At 66.6% G+C, this 19,756-nt stretch carries 16 protein-coding genes; 7 read left to right on the forward strand and 9 right to left on the reverse strand.

Annotation, left to right across the window (positions count from 1 at the left end):
* The first annotated feature begins 98 nt into the window (after positions 1 to 98).
* The 4 genes from F1609_RS20680 to cphA are packed head-to-tail and all read left to right on the forward strand — an operon-like array spanning position 99 to position 6,070.
* Entirely contained in the window at positions 99 to 1,577 is a 1,479-nt protein-coding gene (locus tag F1609_RS20680; protein ID WP_229421973.1) for an iron-containing redox enzyme family protein, read from the forward strand.
* A 23-nt stretch (positions 1,578 to 1,600) separates the two neighbouring features.
* The gene (locus tag F1609_RS20685) at positions 1,601 to 2,611 is read left to right on the forward strand and encodes a methyltransferase (protein ID WP_167078547.1); all 1,011 of its coding nucleotides are present in this window, start codon (positions 1,601 to 1,603) and stop codon (positions 2,609 to 2,611) included.
* Positions 2,608 to 3,462, forward strand: coding sequence for a cyanophycinase (locus tag F1609_RS20690; RefSeq protein ID WP_167078548.1), 855 nt, complete (start codon positions 2,608 to 2,610; stop codon positions 3,460 to 3,462). Before F1609_RS20685 ends, F1609_RS20690 begins: the two co-directional genes overlap by 4 nt.
* Positions 3,463 to 3,478: 16 nt before the next feature.
* Positions 3,479 to 6,070, forward strand: a complete 2,592-nt coding sequence (cphA, locus tag F1609_RS20695) for a cyanophycin synthetase (protein WP_167078549.1) — start codon at positions 3,479 to 3,481, stop codon at positions 6,068 to 6,070.
* A gap of 19 nt (positions 6,071 to 6,089) precedes the next feature.
* On the opposite strand, the gene F1609_RS20700 is transcribed toward cphA, so the two are convergent.
* Both F1609_RS20700 and F1609_RS20705 read right to left on the reverse strand, forming a co-directional pair.
* The gene (locus tag F1609_RS20700; protein WP_167078550.1) at positions 6,090 to 6,650 is read right to left on the reverse strand and encodes a DUF805 domain-containing protein; all 561 of its coding nucleotides are present in this window, start codon (positions 6,648 to 6,650) and stop codon (positions 6,090 to 6,092) included.
* Between the two features lie 122 nt (positions 6,651 to 6,772).
* Entirely contained in the window at positions 6,773 to 7,885 is a 1,113-nt protein-coding gene (locus tag F1609_RS20705; protein ID WP_370661651.1) for an ABC transporter substrate-binding protein, read from the reverse strand.
* A 221-nt stretch (positions 7,886 to 8,106) separates the two neighbouring features.
* Here F1609_RS20705 and F1609_RS20710 point away from each other — a divergent pair, with 221 nt between their 5' ends.
* Positions 8,107 to 9,534 (forward strand): RtcB family protein, encoded by a 1,428-nt coding sequence (locus F1609_RS20710; protein ID WP_167078551.1) that lies wholly within the window; start codon positions 8,107 to 8,109, stop codon positions 9,532 to 9,534.
* Positions 9,535 to 9,642: 108 nt separating this feature from the next.
* A complete protein-coding gene (locus F1609_RS20715) occupies positions 9,643 to 9,960 on the forward strand; it encodes a hypothetical protein (protein ID WP_167078552.1) in 318 nt (105 codons plus the stop codon).
* Positions 9,961 to 9,993: 33 nt separating this feature from the next.
* Here F1609_RS20715 and F1609_RS20720 read toward each other — a convergent pair whose 3' ends face one another.
* The 6 genes from F1609_RS20720 to F1609_RS20745 all read right to left on the reverse strand — a co-directional run bounded on the left by F1609_RS20720 (position 9,994) and on the right by F1609_RS20745 (position 15,824).
* The gene (locus F1609_RS20720) at positions 9,994 to 10,437 is read right to left on the reverse strand and encodes an Hsp20/alpha crystallin family protein (protein WP_167078553.1); all 444 of its coding nucleotides are present in this window, start codon (positions 10,435 to 10,437) and stop codon (positions 9,994 to 9,996) included.
* A gap of 205 nt (positions 10,438 to 10,642) precedes the next feature.
* Positions 10,643 to 11,488, reverse strand: a complete 846-nt coding sequence (locus F1609_RS20725) for a universal stress protein (protein WP_167078554.1) — start codon at positions 11,486 to 11,488, stop codon at positions 10,643 to 10,645.
* Between the two features lie 115 nt (positions 11,489 to 11,603).
* Entirely contained in the window at positions 11,604 to 13,886 is a 2,283-nt protein-coding gene (locus F1609_RS20730) for a xanthine dehydrogenase family protein molybdopterin-binding subunit (protein ID WP_167078555.1), read from the reverse strand.
* Positions 13,883 to 14,911, reverse strand: a complete 1,029-nt coding sequence (locus tag F1609_RS20735) for an FAD binding domain-containing protein (protein ID WP_167078556.1) — start codon at positions 14,909 to 14,911, stop codon at positions 13,883 to 13,885. The genes F1609_RS20730 and F1609_RS20735 overlap by 4 nt, the downstream gene beginning before the upstream one ends.
* Positions 14,908 to 15,462 carry a (2Fe-2S)-binding protein gene (locus tag F1609_RS20740; protein ID WP_167078557.1) on the reverse strand — a complete coding sequence of 185 codons (555 nt, stop codon included), beginning with the start codon at positions 15,460 to 15,462 and terminating at the stop codon, positions 14,908 to 14,910. The genes F1609_RS20735 and F1609_RS20740 overlap by 4 nt, the downstream gene beginning before the upstream one ends.
* A gap of 131 nt (positions 15,463 to 15,593) precedes the next feature.
* Complete coding sequence (locus tag F1609_RS20745) at positions 15,594 to 15,824, reverse strand: hypothetical protein (protein ID WP_167078558.1); 231 nt, start codon at positions 15,822 to 15,824, stop codon at positions 15,594 to 15,596.
* Between the two features lie 223 nt (positions 15,825 to 16,047).
* Between F1609_RS20745 and F1609_RS20750 the strand changes: the two genes are divergently transcribed.
* Positions 16,048 to 16,413, forward strand: coding sequence for a hypothetical protein (locus F1609_RS20750; RefSeq protein WP_167078559.1), 366 nt, complete (start codon positions 16,048 to 16,050; stop codon positions 16,411 to 16,413).
* A gap of 11 nt (positions 16,414 to 16,424) precedes the next feature.
* Here the strand turns inward: F1609_RS20750 and F1609_RS20755 are convergent, their stop codons facing one another.
* A complete protein-coding gene (locus F1609_RS20755; RefSeq protein WP_167078560.1) occupies positions 16,425 to 19,718 on the reverse strand; it encodes an amidohydrolase family protein in 3,294 nt (1,097 codons plus the stop codon).
* Positions 19,719 to 19,756: the final 38 nt, after the last annotated feature.

A 19,756-nucleotide genomic window follows, 5' to 3' on the forward strand; every position in this document is an offset into this window, starting at 1 on the left:
AATCGTTGTCCTACCCAAGCACAGCTTGGTCACCGATACGAGGCGCGCCGGGCGGCGACCATAATGAGGCCTCTCTAGAAACCTGATCGCCCGCACCCATGACCACCATGCAAAGCACCGTGTTCGCCACGCCGCACCTCGATGCCCCGCGCCAGAGCGCGCCCGCCACGACCAGCTGCCGCGCGCTGTACGACACCTTCTCCCAGGCCGACCTGGCCCCCGGCACCCATGCCGACGCCGAGGCCTATCTGGTCGGCCAGCTGGCGCGCGCCGCCGCCCATCCTTGCGACCTGCCCGACACCCCGGCCGGCCTGGATGGCTGGATCGCGCCGCGCGGGGCCGCCATCGGCGCCGAATACCAGCAATACCTGGCCGCGCGCCGCGATGGCGCCCCGCGCCGCTACTTCACCAGCAAGTCGCACGCGCTGTGCTTCCTGCGCTGCGTGGCCCCGACCAAACTGGTGGACGGCGCCTGGCTGTACAGCACCCTGCAACGCTGGCAGGAGAACGACTTCCGCCCGCTGGTCAAGACCTATGTCGAAGAACTGGGCGACGGCCTGCCCGACAAGAACCACGTCACCCTGTACCAGCGCCTGCTCGACAACCACGGCTGCGCCGACTGGGACGACCTGGGCGGCGCCCACTTCACCCAGGGCGCGCTGCAACTGGCGCTGGCCTACGCGGGCGACGCCTTCCTGCCCGAGATGATCGGCTATAACCTCGGCTACGAACAGCTGCCGCTGCACCTGCTCATCACCGCCTACGAATTGAACGAACTCGGCATCGACCCGTACTACTTCACCTTGCACATCACGGTCGACAATGGCTCGACCGGCCACGCGCGCGACGCGGTCGAGGCCCTGCAGCGGGTGATGGCGCGCGCCGCCAACCCGGCCGAATTCTACCGGCGCGTGCGCGAAGGCTACAAGCTCAATGAACTGGGCGAAAACACCGGTTCCGTGATCGCCTCCTTCGACCTGGAACAGGAACTGGTGCGCATCCTCGCGGCCAAGGCCGTGGTCGGGCAGAACATGCACAGCGATTATTGCCGCGTGGCCGGCAAGACCATCAACGCCTGGCTGGCCGATCCGGCGCAGATCCCGACCCTGCTGCGCGCGTTCGAAACCACCGGCTGGATCAAGCGCGGCGCCGCCCCGCACGAAAGCCGCTTCTGGGGCCTGCTGCAAGGCGACCATGCCGAGATGTTCGGGGTGTTCTCAAGCTACGAACAGCAAGTGCTGGCCGACTGGATCGCCTCGCCGGCGCAAGAAGGCGACGCTGCTGCGGCCACGCCGCGCGTGGCCTCGTTCCGCGCGCGCCAGCGCGCCCTGGCCCCAGCCCGCAACGCGGCGCCGAAAGTCCATGGCGCGCGCGCCCTGATCCGCTACCCGTACGCCGGCCGGGCCGGCGAACACGAGGCCGAAAACGACCAGTTGCGCAACCTCGAACAAGCCGTGGCGCTGGCGCCGTCGACCAGCGCCGCCATGAAACTCCTGATCGCGCACATGTCGCCGGCGCGCCACCACACCCCCACCGGCCTGATGGCAACGCGCATGTTCGTGCGCCTGCTCGGCTGAAACACTTTAACGACAGGACCCGCATGAGCGCCTCCATCATCTCCATCGACGGCCACCGGCTCGACCAGGCACCGCCGCTCGGCATTGCCAGCGACGAGCGCCGCGCCGCGCTATACGCGCTCGGCTGCGGCCTCAAGCAGCACGGCTACGCCTTCACCACCGTCACCCCGCTCACCCACAGCCGCGTCAACGCGCGCCTGGCAAATGGCTGGGCGCACGACCTGGCCGGCATTTTCGGCTGGAGCCGCGCCTTCAAGCCGGCCGTGGTCAACCCCACCCTCATGGACCTGCTGCACGAGGCCGAGGTGGTCAACCACGACAACGGCATGCTGCGCAGCGTGCTGCGCGCCTCGACGCTCGATGGTCAGCTGTACCTGCATTCGGCCTACCCGACCAATGCGGCCGACGCCGTGTTCTTCGGTCCCGATACTTACCGCTTCGTGCGCGCCCTGCGCACCTCGCTGGCGGCGCGCACCCTGCCGGTGCGGCGCGCGGCGGACATCGGCTGCGGCGCCGGTCCCGGCGCCATCACCGTTGCGCTGGCCCATCCGGACGCCAGCGTGTTCGCGGTCGACATCAACCCGGCCGCGCTGGTGCTCACCGACGTCAATGCGCGCATCGCCGCAGTAAGCAACCTGACGCCGGTCGACAGCAACCTGCTGGCCGGCGTGGACGGACAGTTCGACCTGATCGTCGCCAACCCGCCCTACCTGATCGACCGCGAACAGCGCGCCTACCGCCACGGCGGCGGCGAACTGGGCGCCGGCCTGTCGGTGGCGATTGTCGATGAAGCCATCAAGCGCCTCGCACCCGGCGGCACCTTGATGCTGTACACCGGCGCGGCCATCGTCGCCAGCGCCGACCCGTTCCGCCAGGCGGTCGAACCACGCCTGCGCGCGGCCGGTTTTCACTGGACCTACGACGAAATCGACCCCGACGTCTTTGGCGAAGAACTGGACGAAGCACCGTATGCCTACGCGGACCGGATCGCGGCGGTGTGGCTGTGCGCCACGCGCCCGGTTGGTGCCGCATGAGTGAACCCGCATACGAACAGCGCCGCGGCAGTCTCCTGATCATCGGCGGCGGCGAAGACCGCGAAGACGACATGCAGGTGCTGGAGCGCTTCGTCGCCCTGTGCGGCGGGCCGGACAAACGCATCGTGGTGCTCACCGCCGCCAGCCGCGTGCCCGAAAAAATGTGGGCCATCTACGACGCCGCCTTCGGCGGCATGGGGGTGGAACGCCGCAGCGAAGTGCGCGTAACCAGCCGCCTTGAAGCCAACGACACCGCCATGGCGGCCGACCTGGCGCAGGCGGACGGCATTTTCATTACCGGCGGCGACCAGAAACGGCTGCTGGCGCTGATCGGTGGAACCAGATTGGACGAGGCCCTGCACGCGGCCCTGGCGCGCGGCGCCTGCATCGCCGGCACCAGCGCGGGCGCGTCGGCCATGTCCGCGCACATGCTGGCCGACGGCAAAGCCGACCTGCATCCCGAAAAAGGCGCGGTCAGCCTGGGGGCCGGCATCGGCTTCGTGCAGCGCGTGGTCATCGACCAGCACTTCTCGCAGCGCCAGCGCCTGGCGCGCCTGCTGACGGTGGTGGCGCAGAACCCCTACCTGCTGGGCGTGGGCATCGACGAAGACACCGCGCTGCTGATCGAAGGCGGCGGCGGCATCGAAATCCTGGGCGCCGGCGCGGTCACCGTGATCGACGGGCGCCACATGGTCTCGAACGTGGCCGACATCCGCAACCGCGCCGTGCCCGAAATGGTGGACGTGCGGCTGCACCTGCTGCCGTCCGGTTCGCGCTACGGCGCGGATGGCGACAGCGCCACGCCGGCCGCGCTGGCCGACTTTTTACATATCGTTACCAACATCGCCTGATTATCTCCTGACTATCATGAACATCATCGAACAGCGCGTGCTGCGCGGCCCCAATCGCTGGTCCCGGCTGACCTGCCTGCAAACCATGATCGACAGCGGCGACTCGCCCGCCATCGAGCCCCGCTTCGGCGCCGCCTTGCTGGCGCAACTGCCCGGCATGGCCGGCCGGCGCAGCTGTACAACGCTGGCGCAGGCGGCCGAACAGGCGGCATTGGAACTGCAATCCATGGCCGGCACGCCGGTCGGCTTCGCCCTGACCAGCAAGGTCGATGCCACGCGCTGGCGCATCGTGGTGGCCTACCAGCGCGAGCAGGTCGCCGTCGAGGCCATGGCGCTGGCGCTCGATATGGTGCGGGCGGCCGCGCGCGGCGAGGCGCCCGACTGGACCGAACGCCTGGACGCACTGAAGGAAGTTGCGCAACGCGGCGCCATGGGCACCAGCACGGCGGCGGTGGTGAACGCGGCGCAGGTACGCGGCATTCCCACCGTGCGCCTGACCGACGAAGCGAATCTGTTCCAGCTGGGCTGGGGCAGCCGCCAGAAGCGCCTGCAGGCGACCGTCACCGGCGCCACGTCCACCATCGCGGTCGGCATTGCCAGCAACAAGCAATTGACCAAGACCCTGCTCGAACAAGGCGGCATTCCAGTGCCCAAGGGCGGCGTGGCCGCCAGCGCGGATGAAGCGGTGGCGCTGGCCGCGCGCCTGCGCTTCCCGGTCACCCTCAAGCCGCTCGACGGCAACCAGGGCAAGGGCGTCACCACCGAATGCGCCGATGCCGACAGCGTGCGCATCGCCTTCGAGTTCGCGCGCCAGTACGGGCGCCGCGTCATCGTCGAGCGCTTCATCGCCGGGCGCGACTACCGCCTGCTGGTCACCGGCGGCAAGCTCGCCGCCGCCTCGCTGCGGCGCCCGCCGTCGATCACCGGCGATGGCGCGGCCACCGTGCAGCAGCTGGTCGACCAGGAAAACCGCAATCCGGCGCGCGGCGAAGGCCACGCCAACATCCTCACGCGCCTGCGCCTCGATGAGCTGGCGCTGGCGCTGCTGGCCGAACAGGGGTTTGCGCTCGACTACGTGGTGCCGGACGGCGTCGAGGTGCAATTGCGCGGCAACGCCAACCTGTCCACCGGCGGCACCGCCGAAGACGTGACCGACCTGGTGCACCCGGCCACGCGCGAGATGTGCATCCGCGCCGCGCGGATCATCGGCCTGGACGTGGCCGGCATCGACGTCATTTGCAGCGACATTGCGCTGTGCCTGCGCGAGCAGCGCGGCGCCCTGATCGAAGTCAACGCCGCACCCGGCATCCGCATGCACGAATACCCGAGCCAGGGCCAGGCCCGCAACGCCGGCGACGCCATCGTCGACGCCATGTTCGGCCAGGGCGACGGCCGCATTCCCGTCATTGCGGTGACCGGCACCAACGGCAAGACCACCACCTCGCTGATGATCGCGCACGCCGCGCGCCTCGCGGGCATGTGCACGGGCGTGACCACCACCGAGGGCGTCTTCATCGACGGTCACCGGATCATCGACGGCGACTGCGCCGGCTACCATTCGGCGCGTACCCTCTTGACCACCCCGACGGTCGATATCGCGGTGCTGGAAACGGCGCGCGGTGGCATCCTCAAACGCGGGCTGGCGTTCGACCGCTGCACGGTGGCGGTGGTATTGAACGTGTCGGCCGACCACCTGGGTCTCGACGGCGTGGCGACGGTGGAGGAACTGGCGGGCGTGAAAGCCGTGGTGGCTAACGCCGCCTCGCGCGCGGTGGTGCTCAATGCCGACGACCGCCTGTGCGTGGCGATGAGCGCGCAGGTGCCGGCCGATGTGGAGCGCATTTTCTTTTCGATGGAGCCGGAAAACCCGGTCCTGCTGCGCCACCTCGATAACGGTGGCCGCGCCGCCTACTACCAGGACAATGCGCTGATCCTGGCCGATGGCTCGCGCAGGGCCGGATTGCTGCGCGCCGCGCGCATGCCGTCGAGCATGCAGGGCCACGCGCGCTACAACATCGCCAACGCGCTCGCCGCATCGGCCGCGCTGATGGGGGCCGACTTTACCCACGCGCAGATCGCGCTGGCCTTGTCGACCTTTGTGTCGGACGGCGCCAACAACCCGCTGCGCTCGAACATCTACAGCGCGCAGGGCGTGACCATCGTGGTCGACTACGCGCACAACCCGGCCGCCTACGCGGCCATGGCGTCGATGGCGCGGTCGCTCTCGGGCGGACGGCGCGTCGCGGTGCTCACCTGCCCCGGCGACCGGCGCGACGCCGACCTGCTCGACATCGGCCACACCTGCGCCGACGGTTTTGATGAACTGTTCGTGTACGAAGCCGATCCGCGCGGACGCGCCAGCGGCGAGACGGCGCAAAAAATCCTCGACGGCGCGCGCCGCGCCGGCAAGGAGGACCATCTGCTGCACGCCATCGTGCCGGTCAGCGATGCCTTTGCGGCGGCCATGGCCTGCTGCCGCCCGGGCGACGTGCTGCTGTTCGCCTGTGGATCAAGCGCCACCGCCCAGCGCGAAACGGCGCGCTACGTCGATTCTGTGCCTGCGGCCCCGGCGACAAGCCCGGGCCATGCGGCGACCGTGCCGCTCTGATAAGGCACCGGCGCCGCGTTCATTCGGCGTCGTCGAGCGTGGGCACGGCGTCGACGACGTACCCGGCGCGTTCGATCGCCGCCATGATCACGGCCTCTAATTGCTCGTGCGTGGACAGCGCGATCACGGCACACAGCGCGTACGCCAGCATCAGTGCGTAGGCCGACAGGACCACCTCTTTGGGATTTGCCTGCGGCGCCGGGCCGAAGCGGTTCAGGCCCGAGTCACCGGGTGCGAGCAGCAAGTACATTGCCAATCCGATGTTTAACACCGGCACCAGCAGCAGCGTCGACCATCCGGCAGCGCGGCCCAGATCGTACAAGCGGCGCTGCGCAACCAGCATGGCAACGCTGAGCGGGGTGGCCATGATGATCAGGTAGCCAATGGGTGAGTCCGAAGGCAGCAGCATGAACAGTCCCAACGCCGCCAGCAGCGCCAGCATGGGTACCACCGTTCCATAGACCAGGTAGCGCAGGCGTCCGATGCGTCCGCGCATGGCGAGCATGGCGGGCTGGTAAGTGCCGGCGTCCGCCGCTGGCGCATTGATGGGGTTTTGCGGGGCGGTGTAAGGATTATCCAATGGGCGCTCCGGAGAGTTGGATCAAGTTGAAGGAACGCGCCAGCATATTGGCAATCGCAATTGCGATTGTAACAATTTGACGCCAACCTGGCTTGTCTCAACTCACCGCAATGCGCCCGCCATCAGTACATCAGGCGGCCATCCCGCTTGAACAAGGCGATATCGACGAATTCCGACATGGTGCTCTTGCGGTCGGACGACTGGATCGTCATGCCGCCGATGTCGATCGGGGTGCGGGCTGCGGCGATGGTCTGCAAACCGCCCTTGCCGGCCGCCTCCATCTGAATTACTTTCACCAAGGTCTTGGCGACCGCGAACCCTTCGAGCGTGATGGACGACACTGGCTCGTCGCGGAACTTCTTCATCATGTCGATATGCTCCGATTGCAGTACCGAGGCGGTGCTGCCCGGATTGGGCACGACCTGCGAAAACACGGTCCACTCGGTGGCGCGCGCGCCGGCGATCTCGCTCAAGGTGGCCAGGTTGATCAGCGAGGTGCCGGCCACGAAGGTGCTGGCGTCATGCTTGCGGAAGGCCTTGAGGAACTGTGAGGCGCCGATGGTATCGGCGATCATCAACACCACCTTGGCGCCGGACGCGCTTAACTGCCTGGCGTCGGCGTCCATGTTCGGCGACACCCGCACCGTGCCGGACAAGATCATGCCGCGCTTGCGCAATTCGTCGGCCACCATCTTGTAGGTCTTCTGGTTCTGCGCCGTGTCCTGCAACACGATGCCGACTTTTTTCAGTCCCAGCTTGTCAAAATAGCCGAGGATGAACTGGCATTCGTGCTCCATGCTGGGACGCCAGAAAATCACACGCCCGCGCGGCGCCGCAAAGGCATCGGTCAGCGGCGCAAACAGCACGTGGCGCGATTCGGCAAACGCCGGCGCCGCCAGGATGGCCTGGGTCGACTCGGGGCCGATGGCGCCCAGCAGGTAGCCAACCTTGTCCTGCTGGATCAGCGAGGCGGCCAGCCTGGCCGAATCGGCCGCCACGCCGCGGTCGTCGCGCACGGTGTAGACGATCTTCTTGCCATTGATGCCGCCCTTGACGTTGATGCTGTCGAAATAGGTGGTGATGCCGGCCACGTAATCGCGGCCGATGGCGCCGTTCGGACCGGACAGGTCAATGGCGTGGCCGACCACGATTTGCGCGGCGGCGGTGGCGCTGGTGGCCAGCAGGGTGACACAAACGCTCATGGCCAGCCACAGGGCACGGATACAGGACTTCACGGTTAACTCTCGGGGATGAAAAGCGCGATCGTACAGACCGGGTATGACAGGGTGATGACGCGGTGCAACAATGATTCCTTTTTCATCTCAGCAATATCGAAAATGCCACATCGCTGCGTTTTATTGGTATAATCCGCGTTCTTCGTTGTATTGGCTGCTGCCTCTGAAGAAACCGCCTTTTCGAAGGTGCGTTTTTCTTCGTCTACAGAAAGCAGCCAAACATGAGCACTACCGTATCGGCCAAACGACTGGCCAAAGCCCTCGCCTCCCACAATATCTTCGCCGAACGCGAAGGCAATATCCTGCGCGTGCAATCGACCGTGCATGCGGACGTCCGCGCCGAAATCCTGCTGCCCGAGAGCCTGCCGCTCGAAGCGAAAGCGGTCAGCCAGTTGCTGGCGTTCGCCGGCATGCGCCACCCGCTCGGCGGGCACGTGTGCCGCGCCTGCGCTACGCCCGACTTCCATCCCGGCGCGCCGGTACCGGTGGGCAGCATCCTGGTCACCAACCATGACTTCGTGGTGCCCGAATCGATCGGGCGCGACATCAACTGCGGCATGCGCCTGCACGTGATCGACGTGCCGCTCGAGCGCTTTTTGGCGCACAAGGAGCGCCTGGTGGCGCTGCTCAAGGGCGACCTGCTGGAAGCGGCCCGCAACGTGCCGACCACCCCTGCCGCCATGACGGCCCTGTTTGCCGACGGCCTGGGCGCCTTCTGGCGCGCCATGCGCCACACGCGCGAAGGTTTGTTCGAAAAAATCGACTTCGCCCAGGTCGAAGCGGAGACGGCGCGCCTGTTTTCCGCCTCGCACGTCAAAGGCAACCCGGCGTACGCACCCGAAGCGCTGCAGGATACCCGCCGTGGCCTGCTGCGCGATCCGGGCCTGGCCACGCTCGGCGCCGGCAACCACTTCTGCGAGTTCCAATACGTGGCGCAGGTGCTCGACCGCCACCGTGCCTTTGCGCTGGGCGTGCGCCCGGGCCAGCTGGCGCTGATGGTGCACACCGGCTCGCGCGACGTCGGCTCGTACATCGGCACGCGCTGGATGGACCGCGCCAAAGCCGAATGGCCGGCCGGCGTCAAGCATCCCGAGTCGGGCCTGTATGGCCTGTGCGGGCCGCTGGCGGCCGAGTACCTGACGGCGATGCACGCCGCCGCCCACTACGCCGACGCCAACCGCGCCCTGATCGTGGAACTGGTGCGCCTGCGCATCCGCCAGGTGTTCGGCGACCAGGCGATGCCGCTGGTGTGCGACGTGCCGCACAATATCGTGCTCAGTGAAGCGGGCGGGAATGTGCACCGCAAGGGCGCCACGCCCGCCCATGCCGGGCAGCCCTTGTTGATACCAGGCTCGATGGGCGACGACTCCTATTTGCTCGACGGACTCGGACACGAGCGCTGGGCCAGTTCGGCCAGCCATGGCGCGGGACGGGCCGTCTCGCGCATGGAGATGGCGTGGAAGTCGAAGCACGATGGCCAGCCCGGCGGGCAGCGGCCGTTCGAGTGCATTACCTTGCGCGAGGAACGCCGCATCGAAGAGGCGCCCGGGGCCTACAAGCCGATCGGGCCGGTCATCACGTCCCAGGTCGAGGAAGGCCTGGCGCGGCCGATCGCGCGTTTTTCGCCGCTGCTGACGTTCAAGGCGTGAGGGCACTGGGGCGGCATGCGGGCGCGCGGAGTCCCAGGGCCCGTCATAACAGGGACGGCAAATTTGCTACACTAGAATTTTCTGTCTCTAACTCTACAATACCGGTTCATGAAAATAGCGCTTTTGTTAGTCCTCGTCGCCGTGATCGTCGGCGGCGTGCTGTTCACCAGGGTGTACAAGGAGAACCGCCGCAGTATCGATTGCGGCATGCAGGCCAGTACCGTCGCCGGCATTGCGCTTCGTCGCGACAAGGGCGCCACGCGCGACGAGGTTCGTGCAGCGATGAGCGGGACGGATCTTAAAAACCGTTCTTCGGCGCAGATCGAATCCATGCTCGATGCCGTCTACGTGCACGGCATCGGCAAATCGTTCGAAGAAATACGCAACATCGCCTGGGAGCAGTGCGACAAGCATCCGGAGCGTTGACAGCGCGCCGGCGACTGTGCGCCCTGCCGCCTGCTACCGGACGGTCAGGCGTTTGGCGCCGCCACCCGGCTTCTTGGGCAAGGTCAGCTCCAGCACGCCGTCACGGCAGGTTGCCGTCGCGTTTTCGTCATCCACGCTCTGGGGCAAGGTGAAGCTGCGGTACTGTTGGCCGTGGAAGCGCTCGCGCCACATGCTGCTGCCTTGCTTGTGCTCCTGCTCCCCGGTGACATCGGCGCTGATGGTCACTTCGTTACCGTCGATCGACACCTTGACGTCGTCCTTGTTTACGCCCGGCATATCGGCCCGCACCACGAAGGCCTGGTCGGTTTCGCTGACATCCATGCGGATATGTTCGCTGTCGAATGCGCGCAAGGGACGCATCAGGTCGAAGGCGTTGAACAGGCTGTCGATATTGCGGAAAGGGTCCATCCGGCTGAGCGGGGTGCCGGGGTCGAAACGGGTGAGATTGTTGGCCATTGCGTTCTCCTTCGGTTGGTTTGCTTGGATTGCGGATTGGCGGCCGCACGTTGAAGGCCGCCATGCCGCGCCAGGAATCCGATCATAAGGCGCTCGATAGCGGTACTTTCTGACGCAGGTCAAATGCGCGCCAATTCCTCGCGCGCCGGATTGGTGGCAGCGCAAGACGCCGGTGCTGGCCATGTGAGCCGGGCGGCAGCGGACATCAGGCAGCCATGAACACCGGCAGCGTCATCGACTTGAGCACGGTGCGGGTGGCGCCGCCGAGCAGCAGTTCGCGCAGGCGCGAGTGGCCGTAGCATCCCATGACCAGCAAGTCGGCGCCGCGTTCGGCGGCCAGCGCCAGCAAGGTGGCGCCGGCGTCGCCCTCGTCGTCGCGCAGCACCAGTTCGGCCCGCACGCCGTGGCGCGCCAGGGCCTGGCCGATGGCCGTGACCGGACGCAGACTGGCGCCGCCCCCGCTCTGGAGCGACCCGGCGTCGAGGATCGCCACATCGACCGCGCCGGCGCGGCGCAGCAGCGGCAAGGCGAAGCGCATGGCGCGCCCCGCTTCGCGGCTGCCGTTCCAGCCGAGCAGGATGCGCCGGATCGGCCAGGCCGGCGCCTGCGCGTGCGGCACCAGCAGCACCGGCGCCCCGCTGGCCTTGGCCACGTCGGCCGCCAGCCCGGGCGATGGCAGCGATGCGCCGCGCACCGCATCGGCCTGGCCCAGCACGCACAGGTCGCAGTAGCGCGCCAGCGCGCTCAGACTGAAGCGCGGTTCTTCGTCGACGGCGCGCCGCTCGTAGCCGGCCAGCGCGAAGCCGGCCGCGACGCGTTCGAACTGGTCGAGCGCGGCCGCGGTGCGTTCGCGCAGCGTCTCGAGCACCGGCGCGATGGAGGGACTGAGGTTATTCATGACCACGCTCTCGCGCAGGAAACGCGAGACGTCGCTGCTGGCCAGTCCGATAAGATGGGCCTGCTCCACCTGCGCCAGCTCGGCCGCATAGGCGTAGCAGGCGCCGGCGTTGGGTTCGTCGCCGACATGCACGACGATCGTCTTGTAGCTCATGATTGCCCTCCCCTGATCCAGCCTGACTGTATGACGCCGGTCAGATCAAGGTTTGAGGCGAATCAAGGTGCGCATCCGAACCAATCGGCGCGCGTGGTGACGCGCGCCGTGCGGCTTACGGCGCCATGACTTTATCGGGCGTCATCGGGGTGCTGCGCACGCGCCGGCCGGTAGCGTGGAAAATCGCGTTGCAGACCGCCGCCGCCACGCCGACCTGGCCGATTTCGCCCACGCCCTTGGCGCCGAGGCGGCTGACGATGCGATCATCCTCCTCCACGAACAGCACGTCGATATCGTGGATGTCGGCGTTGACCGACACATGATATTCGCCCAGGTTGTGGTTCATGAAGCGGCCCAGCCGGTCGTCGGACTGGGTTTCTTCGTGCAGCGCCTGGCCGATGCCCCACACTACCCCGCCGACAATCTGGCTGCGCGCCGCCTTGGCGTTGATGATGCGCCCGGCCGCGATGGCGCTCACCACGCGCGTGACGCGCACCGTGCCGAATGCTTCGTCGACCCGCACCTCGACGAACACCGCCGAGTGGGTGGCGCGCAGGTACTTCTGCTGCTTGAGCATATTCGGCAGCATCATGTACTTTTCTTCGATGCGCGCGGCGCAGGCGGACGCCAGGATCGCCTGCAAGGTCACGCCATGCGCCGGTTGCGCGATCAGGCGCAGGCCGCCGCCGGCAAATTCGGCCTCCTCGAAACCGGCGCTGGCAAACGGCGAATCGGGCATCTTGCGGGCCAGCTTGAACAAGCTCTTTTTCAGCTTTTCGCACACGCCCTGCACGGCCGAGCCGACCGTGGCCACGTGCGACGATCCGCCTTCGATCGGCGCGACCGGCAGGGTCGAGTCGCCCAGCTGGAAGCGCACGCGTTCCAGCGGCATGCCCATGGCGTCGGCGGCGATGATGCACATGGCGGTGTAGGTGCCGGTGCCGATGTCGGTGGCGGCGCTGGAGACGACCAGGTTGCCATCGGCGTGCAGCACGGCGCTGGCGCGCGCGAACATCTGCATCGCATCCCACATGCCGGTGGCCATGCCCCAGCCGATCAATTCGTGGCCTTCGCGCATGGAGCGCGCTTCGAGCGGGCGCTTGGCCCAGCCGAAACGCGCCGCGCCCTGCTGGTAGCAGGCGCGCAGCTCCTTGGTCGAATACGGCAGGCCGTCGGTGGGATCGATGTCGGCGTAGTTATGCAGGCGTAGCGCCAGCGGGTCCATTTTCAGTTCGTACGACAGTTCATCCATCGCCACTTCGAGCGCGTGCACGCCGTGCGCCGCGCCGGGGGCGCGCATGTCCATCGGGCTGAAGCGGTCGAGGGCGACCAGCTTGTAGCCGAGGCGGATATGCTCGCAGGCGTAGAGCTGGCCCGACCAGTTGACCACCACTTCGACGTAATCCTCGTTGCGCGAGGTTTCGGCCAGCGCTTCGTGGATGATGGAGGTGAGCGTGCCGTCCGGACGCGCGGCCAGGCGCACGCGCTGGATGGTTTCGGGACGGTGCCCGAAGCTGAACATCTGCTGGCGCGTGAGCACCACCCGCACCGAGCGTTCCAGCTTGAGGGCGGCCATCACGGCCAGCGCCAGCTGGTACTGCGGACGCAGGCCGGAACCGAAGGCGCCGCCCACGTAGGGATTACGCACGGTGACCTTGTCCTTGGACAGGCCGAACACGTGCGACACATACCAGCGGCTGTTCTGCGAGCTCTGGGTCTTGTCGTAGATGGTCAGGTGGCCGTCGTCGCCGCGCACCACGGTCGAGGCGAACATTTCGAGCGGGTTGTGGTGCTCGACGCCGCTGTAATACTCGCCTTCCATCCGCACCACCGCCTTGTCCCACATTTCGTCGGCAAAGCCTTTCGGTTCGGGCGGCGGCGTGTAGCCGGCCTTGAGGCGGCTCGGCTTGTGGCTGCGCTCCATGTGCTCGACCAGACTGGTTTCGTGCTGTTCGACCTCGTACGTAACCCGCACCAGGGACGCCGCATAACGCGCCGCTTCGAACGTCTCGGCCACCACCAGCGCGACCGGCTGGCCGCTGCTGTGGATCTTGTCGTCGTAGAGCGGGCGGAATGGCGAGCCGCCGGGGGCGGTCATGTCCTTGTAGAACAAATCAAAAGAGCGCAGGCGCGGACGGTTCTCGTGCGTGATCACCTCGACCACGCCGGGCAAGGCCAGGGCTTGGGCGGGGTCGATCGAGGCGATGCGGCCTTTGGTGACGGTGCCGCTGACGACCACGCCGTACAGCAGAGCTTCAGCCGGGTGTTCGGCGGCGTAGCGCGCCTGGCCGGTGACCTTGTCGCGGCCATCGACGCGCGAGACGGCCATGCCGATGGTGACAGGGCCGGTGCCTTCATCGGCGACCGGGGTGCGCAGTGCGTCAATCAGATCGGTCACAGTGACTCCTTGGTGTCCGGTGCATGCATGTTGTCGATGGTGCCGGCGGCGGCCTGTTCGAGCGCGCGCACGACTGCGCGGCGCGCCATCGGAATCTTGAAATCGTTTTGGCCCTGGCTGCGGGCGCCGGCCAGCAGCAGGTCGGCGCAGGCCTCGAACATCGCGCCGTCGGGGCGTTTGCCGACCAATAGCACTTCCGCTTCGGGCACGCGCCATGGCTTGTGCGCCACGCTGCCCAGCGCCACGCGGGCGGCGCGCACGACGCCGTCGGGGCCGATATCGAGCGCGGCGGCGACCGACACCAGCGCAAACGCGTACGAAGCGCGGTCGCGGAACTTGAGGTAGGCCGAGTGGGCCGCATACTGCGCACCGGGCGGCAATTCGATGGCGGTAATCAGTTCACCGGGCTGCAAGGTGTTGTCGCGCTCGGGATTCTCGCCCGGCAGGCGGTGGAAGTCGGCAAAGTCGATTTTCCGTTCACCCTGTTCCGAGCGCACGTGCACTACCGCGTCCAGCGCCGCCAGCGCCACGCACATGTCGGACGGGTGGGTGGCGATGCAATGCTCGCTGGCGCCGAGGATGGCATGCTGGCGCGTCAGGCCGCCGATGGCCGAACAGCCGCTGCCCGGTGCGCGCTTGTTGCACGCGACGGCGGTATCGTAAAAATAGTGGCAGCGCGTGCGTTGCAGCAGGTTGCCGCCGTCGGTGGCCATGTTGCGGATCTGCGGCGAGGCGCCGGCCAGGATCGCCGCCGACAGCAATGGGTAGCGCGTGCGCACCAGCCGGTGGTAGGCGGTATCGGCATTGCGCGCGGTGGCGCCGAGCAGCAGGCCGCCCTGCGCCGTGGCCTCGATGGCGCCGAGCGGCAGGCTGTTGATGTCGACCAGGGTCGCGGGGCGCACCACGCCCTCTTTCATCAGATCGACCAGGTTGGTGCCGCCGGCGATGAAGGCGGCGTTGGCGCCGCCGATCTGGCGCAGCGCCTCGGCAGGCGCTTGCGGCGCGTGGAAGGTGATCGGATTCATGCGGGCACCGTGCCGGGAATGTACGGGCGGTCCGGATTGTCCTTGTGTTCGGCCAGGCCCATCACCTCGGTGACGGCGGCCACGATCTGCGGGTAGGCGCCGCAGCGGCAGACGTTGCCGCTCATGAGTTCGCGCACCTCGGCCACCGTGCGCGCTTCGCCTTCGCGCATCAGGCCGATGGCCGAACAGAGCTGGCCGGGGGTGCAGTAGCCGCACTGGAAGGCGTCGTGGTCGAGGAAGGCTTGCTGCAGCGGATGCAATGTGGGGCCATCGGCCAGGCCTTCGACGGTGACGATCTCCTTACCGTTCTGCATGACCGCCAGGGTCAGGCAGGAATTGATGCGCTTGCCGCCGGCCAGCACGGTGCAGGCGCCGCACTGGCCATGGTCGCAGCCCTTCTTGGTGCCGGTCAGGCCCGCGCGCTCGCGCAGCAGGTCGAGCAGGGTGACCCAGGCTTCAACCTCGACCTGGTGCTGCTCGCCATTGATGCGCAGGCTGATGGGATAGGTGGTGGCGGCCGGCGCGTGCGCGGCCTTGATATGGGCGTCCATGGAGTCTCGACTCTGCTTGTGTGGGCGTTAACTTTATCCATAAAGCACGTTCTAATCTGTTAGCGAACGAACGTTCGTAACAATCGGTATTTTATTTATGTGTCGCGCAAGTCACAGAAAAGCGGAGGAGTTCAACCGCAGCCTGGCTTGACGCTGTTGTTTTGATGGAACTGCTCCCAATCGGTCAGGCGCCGGTTCGAGGCGCCCAGCAGCACGCGCTCGACCACGGCCGGCGGAATGTCCGATGCGCGGAAGTACGCCAGCGCCACCTGGCGGCTCAGGGTGCGGTCGTAGGTGACGCCAAGATCGACCAGGAGCGACAAACCGCTGTTGTCGCATTGGCGACGATCGGGAGCATTCAATTGGTGAGCCTTTCTGGTCGGATTTGCCTACCCTTTTTTACAATAGCCGAGATTTATCAAGTCCACAAATAGCGCTTTGCTATTGATGATTTTCCAATCGGAAATTCACACAAGTTTTCATGACACCATTCACTCTGTTGCTCACACTACCGCTGCTTAACTGTGTTGGCGGACTTCATGCGGCAATGATAAATTGACTACTTTTAGTAACTGAGGAGGCGTGATGGAACGCTATGAACGCCACTTCGTGTCGCAGCGGATTGGCAGGGCCATTGGCGCGGTGGAGTTTGCCGGGAATGGGATGGGCGTGGTCGAAATCACGGTGCCGGAGGGGCCGGCACGCATGCTGTTTTCGTTCACATTAAGCGGCGCGCCGGACCAGCATGCGCTGACGCCGGCGCTGGCTGAAGTGCTGCTGCGAACGGCGATATCGCAGGTGCACAAGGAAATACTGAAGCCGCCGCCGGGGGGCGCCGACGACAACCGGTGCCTGTCGAACGTGTGCCCGCCCTGGATTGGCGACCTGGAGGTGATGCCGTATGGCGGCGCCACCTCCGGCTACGCCGCCCAGGCAAAGCGGGAGCCGTAGGCGGCAAGCCGTCAGTGGCCGTGGCGGCCGTCGCCGTGGCTGTGGCTGGCCGCCTCCACCGGCGCGCTGGCCCCGTTCACGCCTTCGAAGAAGAAGGGTTTGCGTGCCTTGGGCGTGGCGCCGACCTCGTTCATGGTCGCCGTCTCGTACACGCGCCCGCCGATCATCACGTGCGTGACGCGGTCGGAGCTGCGGATATCCTTGACCACGTCGCCGTCGATGATCGACAGGTCGGCGAGTTTACCCACTTCGAGCGAGCCGACATCCTTGTCCAGCCCCAGATAGCGGGCGCCGTTGAGGGTGGCCGAGCGGATCGCTTCGAGCGGCGTCATGCCGCCCTGGACCAGCGACCACATTTCCCAGTGCGCGCCCAGCCCTTCGCGCTGGCCGTGCGCGCCGATGTTGACCGGCACGCCCACGCGCTGCAAGGCGGTCGCCGTGCGCGCCACGCGCAGCACATTGAAGTCTTCTTCCGGCGCCGTCTCGCGGCGGATCGAGCGCGGCTCGAGCACCGCGCGCGGCACGTAGCGCGACAGGATCGGATGGCGCCAGACATCGGTGCGCGCATACCAGTAATGCTCGCCATCGAGGCCGCCGTACGACACCACCAGGGTCGGCGTGTAGCCCACTTTGGTCTGCGACCAGAGCTGCTTGACGTCGTCGTAGGCGTCTTCCACCGGAATCGAATGCTCGACGCCGGTGTGGCCGTCCACCACCATCGTCATATTGTGCTGGAACAGCGAACCGCCTTCGGGCACCACCATCATGCCGCTCTGGCGCGCCGCTTCCAGGATTTGCTGGCGCTGTTCGCGGCGCGGCTGGTTATAGCTCTTGACGCTGGTCGCCCCGCCCGCTTTCAGGCGCCGCACATGGGTGAGCGCGTCGTCCAGGCTGTCGACCGGGGCGGCGAAGTTGCCCTTGGCGCCGTACAAAATCGTGCCGGTCGAATAGATGCGCGGGGCCACCAGTTGACCGGTGCGCTGCATTTCGCTGTGGGTGAAGATGGTGCCGGTATCGTTGGACGGGTCGTGCACGGTGGTCACGCCGAAGGCCAGGCCGGCGTAATCGACCCAGCTTTGCTGCGGCACGATGCCCTCTTCGCCCATGGCGCCGTGCCAGTGCGCGTCGACCAGGCCGGGGATGACGCTTTTTCCCGTGGCGTCGATGCGCGTGGCGCCGGCAGGCACGGCAACCTCGGCCGCCGTGCCGATGGCGGCGATGCGCTGGTCCTTGATGACGATGCGGCCGTTCTCGATGACTTCGTCGCCTTTCATGGTCACGATGCGCGCGCCGTCGATGACGACGGTGGCGCGCGGCGAGCTTGATTGCGCACGGAAGCCGATCTTCACCCCCGGCTGGGCCGCCAGCGCGCTCAAGCGCAGCTTTTCCTTTTTGGCATCCGGGTCGCTCGGTGCGAAGGCGTTTTTGAGCTCGCGCGTGAACAGCTGCTCGCCCAGCGAATAATGCAGCGCGCCGCTGTCGCCCGACCAGTGCAGGTAGTCGCCGGCATCAAGGTCGAGCTGGCGCACCGGCAGGGCGTCGGTCTTTTCGCCGATGGTGATGACCTTGCCGGCCATCGGCAGCGGCGCCACCCAGGTGTGGAAGCGCTCGCCGTAGGCCAGCCAGGCGCCATCCGGCGAGAGGCTGAAATTGGTCACGAACTCGCCCTTGACGATCGCGTGCTCCTCGTGTTTGTCGAGGCGGATGCGCACCAGCGAGGTGGTGGTATCGACTTCGTTGGCGGTGACGCTGCGCGTGACGTACACATGATTGCTGTCGGCGGCGTACTGCGGCGCGCGCCCGTCGTCGGTGACCAGCACCGGCTTGCCCTTGCCATCGCTGGCGACCTTGTACACGCCGGTGTCGAGCCCGTGCCATGGGCTGAGCAGGAAGCGCCCCTGTCCCTTGACGTAGACCACATCCTTGCCGTCGGGCGAGAATGCCGGCTCGATGTACTTGCCGGGTGTGCTAGTGAGAACGGTTTCCTTGCCGCTTTTCAGGTCGATGGTGCGGATCGAACCGAGTTTTTCGTCATCCCAGGTGGCGAACACGATGCGCTGGCCGTCGCGCGAGAACTTGGGGAAGTATTCGAAATGGTCGCCCTGGCGCGACAGGCGGCGCGGCTCGCCGTTGGGCAGGTCGCGCACATACAGGTGGCCGAGCGCCGAGTAGACCACCTTGTTGCCTTGCGGCGCCACGTTGACCCAGCGCAGCTGGCGCACGTCGAACTGCTCGGGCGAAACGGCGTGCGGGAAGCGCAGCGCTTCGCGCACCTCGCGCGTGTCCTTGACGTGGAACGGAATCTCCTTTGCGGATTTGGCGAAGGGATCGACCCTCCAGATCTTGCCCTTGGCCCAGACCACGATCTCTTTGCTGCCCGGCATCCAGCTGAACGCGGGATACACGCCGTGGATGGCCCAGGCTTCCTGCAGATCGCGTTCCAGAGCGCTCCAGGCCGGCGTTTCGATGCCGGTGCTCAAGTCCTTGAGGAACAGGGTCGACTGGTTGCGCACGCGCCGCACGAAGGCCAGGTATTTGCCGTCCGGCGACGGGGTCGGCCGCACCGCACCGCCCGGGCCGCTGACAAAGGGCTTGGTCTTTTCTTCTTTCAGGTCGCGCCGGAAGATCTGGTAGATCTGCGCGTTGGAATTCTTGTTGTACTCGAAGGCCGTGCCGCCGGTGGTGTCCTGCGAGTAGTAGACGTAACGGCCGTCCGGCGAAAACGCGGGCTCGCCCAGATCCTTTTGCCAGTTCGGCTTTTCGTTCAGCTGGACCCCGCCGCCTTGCGTATGGAACATCCAGATTTCGCCGGAACCGAGCGAGCGCGTGCCGGAATAATGCTTGCGCGCGGCAATGTACTTGCCGTTCGGATGCCATACCGGGTTGTTCAGCAGGCGGAACTTTTCCTTGCTCACTTCGCGCGCGCCGCTGCCGTCGACGTTCATGATCCAGATGTTGTCGCCGCCGGCTGCGTCCGACATGTAGGCCAGTTGCTTGCCGTCCGGCGAAAAGCGCGCCTGCATTTCCCAGGCCATCGAGTGGGTCAGCGCTTTGGCTTCGCCGCCGGCGATGGGCAGCAGGTACAGGTCGCCCAGCAGGTCGAACACGATCTGCTTGCCGTCCGGGCTGACGTCGACGCTCATCCAGGTGCCGGTGCTGGTGTCGATCTTGACGGTGCTGGCCGGACCGGGAGGATTGTTGACGTCCCACTTTTTCTTGTCGGCGGCGGTGTCGTCGGCGGCGGTAACGCCGGACGCGGATGAGGCCAGGATGGCGGCCAGGACGGTGGCGCGAAGTGGGTGCATAAAACTCTGTAGAGAATGGGTTGACCGGACCGGCGGCG

Origin of the sequence: Massilia aquatica, assembly GCF_011682045.1 — a bacterium.
Lineage (GTDB): Bacteria > Pseudomonadota > Gammaproteobacteria > Burkholderiales > Burkholderiaceae_D > Telluria_A > Telluria_A aquatica.